The organism is Anaerobium acetethylicum (genome assembly GCF_900096945.1).
In the GTDB taxonomy this organism is placed as follows: domain Bacteria; phylum Bacillota; class Clostridia; order Lachnospirales; family Lachnospiraceae; genus Anaerobium; species Anaerobium acetethylicum.
On record NZ_FMKA01000094.1, the window covers coordinates 1 to 1,731 of the forward strand.

A 1,731-nucleotide genomic window follows, 5' to 3' on the forward strand; every position below is an offset into this window, starting at 1 on the left:
TAGGCGTTTGATAAACGCCGCAACCCATTGATTTTACTGGGTTTTATTGCTTCATTTATATAAATTTTCTCTCCGCAAGTGGTAAAATAGAGGTAACAACACCAATCCATTTTCCAAATGCGAAGGAGAAAATTTATGGCTACTAAATATCATCAGATTTCTTTAACTGAAACTTTTTCAGACTGCCAAAACATGTTCATCGATGAATCGCCTTCCTTTTTTCAAATTCTTTCGGATCATTTTGACCTTTCTGATTTCATTCCGTTTGAATTTCAATCGGCTTTTTATCTTTCCGTAGGACGCAATCGCATTTATCCACTGCATGGATTTCTTTCAGCCTTTATTCTTCAAAAGATTTTTTCCATTCCGACCGATTCCCTGCTTCTTCTGTTTCTAAATATCTGCGAGGAGCTAAGAGTTTTCTGCGGATTTTCCAAAGTGCCGGATGCCTCCCTGATGTCCAGATTCAAACATGACTTTGAGCCTTACATTGAACTTATGTTTCAACAGATGGTCGATTATACCGAACCCATCTGTCAGCTGATAGATTCTTCTCTGGCTCAGATGCTTACTTTTGACACCTCTGGAATCGAACTTTATGTCACTGAGAATAATCCCAAGACACTGAATGCCCTGATCAAGAAGTTGAAAGCCTTTTATAAAGACAAACCTGATGTCGATCCTTACAAGATGGCTTATGGCCTCATGCCTTCACAGGCTGCAGCCTCTTCAGATGCAAAGCAGATGTACATTAACGGGCACTTTTGCTATGCCGACAAGTTCGCTATTCTTACGAATGGTCTTGGCATTGTCCGTCATATCGCTTTTCTTGATGATGCCGATTTTAAATCTTCGCACCCGGAACTGGTTGTAGAGAAAAAAAGTGATTCTCCTGACGAAGATAAATCTGTGGGAGATGCTTCCTCTTTAGTCCCTGTTCTTTCCGATTTTTTCGGCCTTCACCCGGATTTTCATCCGGATATTTTTCTTGGCGATTCTTCTTTTGACTCTGCAGAACTTTATGGTTCCCTATTCAAGGATTTCCATTTCTCTAAGGCACTGATTCCATACAATCCTCGGAATGAAGGTTCTTTAAAGAAAGTCGGGTACAATGAATATGGGTATCCTACCTGTCCAAACGATTCCTCTCTTGCTATGAAATATCATGGAATCACAAATGAGAAGGGTCGTGCAGACCGAATCAAATGGGGATGCCCAATGATGTCGTACCATAAGGGCTGGATCTGTAACTGCCAAAATCCCTGTAGTACAGCTTCAAGAGGCAGAACAACTTATACTTATGAAAACATGGATTTACGTATGTTTCCCGGCATTCAGCGAGATTCAGAAGAATGGAATGGCACTTACAAAATCAGAACTATTGTTGAACGTGCCATCAATCATTTCAAAATCAATATGTGCATCGCTGGAAGAAAAACAAGGAATCATACCACCACAAAAGCAGATGTATTTCTGGCAGGCATTGCCAGCCAGCTGACAGTCATCGTCGCCCATGACATGAATTGTCCACAATACATTCGAAGTCTGAAACCATTAGTTGCCTGAAAAAATATTCAATTGTCATAATTCTTATTTAGGCTTATTAAAATACGTCTAAAATCCGATGTTCTGTGGCAATCCAGAAACTATTCTGAATAATGACCCTTTTTCTCTCCTTATATACGGGATAGTTATCCACACAAAAGGAGAAAAACATTTATCAATTACCTA

The 1,731-nt window shown here is 39.7% G+C and carries 1 protein-coding gene; it reads left to right on the forward strand.

All coding sequences use genetic code 11. The features are described 5' to 3' along the window. The first annotated feature begins 135 nt into the window (after positions 1-135). On the forward strand, positions 136-1,566 hold the full coding sequence (locus BJR36_RS19920) for a transposase (RefSeq protein ID WP_091237174.1): 1,431 nt from the start codon (positions 136-138) through the stop codon (positions 1,564-1,566). The last annotated feature ends 165 nt before the right edge of the window (positions 1,567-1,731 follow it).